This is a genomic window from Brevundimonas sp. (assembly GCF_004210735.1).
In the GTDB taxonomy this organism is placed as follows: Bacteria; Pseudomonadota; Alphaproteobacteria; order Caulobacterales; family Caulobacteraceae; genus Brevundimonas.
The window spans coordinates 1-1,001 of record NZ_SDZL01000165.1 but is presented as its reverse complement, the minus strand read 5'-3'; the positions used below and the strand labels follow the sequence as shown (position 1 = coordinate 1,001).

Below are 1,001 nucleotides of genomic sequence, written 5' to 3'. Positions count from 1 at the left end.
TCGACGACCTGCAGCAGACCTTCGGCCCCCCGCGGCTGGAGGACGGCATCTTCCCGGTCACCCGCAAGGCCGTCCGCAACGCCCGCACCGGCCTCGGCTATCTCTTCGGAGACCGCTGGCTGGATGGCGCATCGGCCCTGATCGCGATCATCTCGCTGATGCCGATCTGGCCGCTGTGGAACACGCGGCAATGGCTCGACACGCTGCTGATCTTCGCCGGCGCCTATCAGACCGCCGGCTGGATCGCCTCCATGCGCGTGATCAAGACCCGCTAGCGCGCCGTTCTCAGGAACCGCACGATCCACTCGCCCACCAGCGCGCCATCCCCTGGCAACACCATCGACGCCAGCGCCCGGTCCACCTGAACCTCGCTCAGCGCCTTGCCGCGCCGCGCCTCCCAAAGGGCGGAGGCGTACTGGTCGGAAAACTCCGGATGCCCTTGCAGGGTCACCACCGGCGCATCGGCATATTCCAGCATCGCATGGTCCGTATGGGCCGACCGGGCCAGCGTGATCGCCCCCGCCGGCGGCGTGATCACCTGGTCCTGGTGGCTGGCCGACAGCGAGACCTGCCCCCGCGGCTCGCCCATCCAGTCGCGCGGCTGTGTGATCTCATAGGTATGCCGCCCTATCCCCCAGCCCTTTTCGGACTTGCGGACTTCCCCGCCCAGCGCATCGGCGATCACCTGATGCCCGAAGCACACACCCACCATGGGGATACGCGCCGCATGGGCCTTGCGGATAAACCCGCGCAACGGGTCCATCCACGGCGTCGAATCATAGACGCCGAAGGGCGAGCCGGTGATCAGGATGGCCTCACAGGCTGACGGCTCCGGCAGGTCCTCGCCATCCAGCAGCCCCACGCTGTGATAGGCCAGTTCCTGCCCCCAGGGGGACAGAAGCGAGGCGAACATGTCCGGGTAGCGGGGATACTCATCCACCAGCTTGCCGGGCGCCCGGCCAGTCTCCAGAATCGTGATCTTCATGCTTCGAAAATGCTGT

At 66.9% G+C, this 1,001-nt stretch carries 2 protein-coding genes; one reads left to right on the top strand and one right to left on the bottom strand.

Going from position 1 to position 1,001, the window contains the following annotated elements:
• The coding region (locus tag EON91_RS14650) for a hypothetical protein (protein WP_292096175.1) at positions 1 to 275 on the top strand (275 nt) is incomplete at its 5' end.
• On the opposite strand, the gene EON91_RS14645 is transcribed toward EON91_RS14650, so the two are convergent.
• A partial coding sequence (locus EON91_RS14645) for a type 1 glutamine amidotransferase (protein ID WP_292096174.1) occupies positions 272 to 1,001 on the bottom strand: 730 nt, incomplete at its 5' end. The genes EON91_RS14650 and EON91_RS14645 overlap by 4 nt on opposite strands.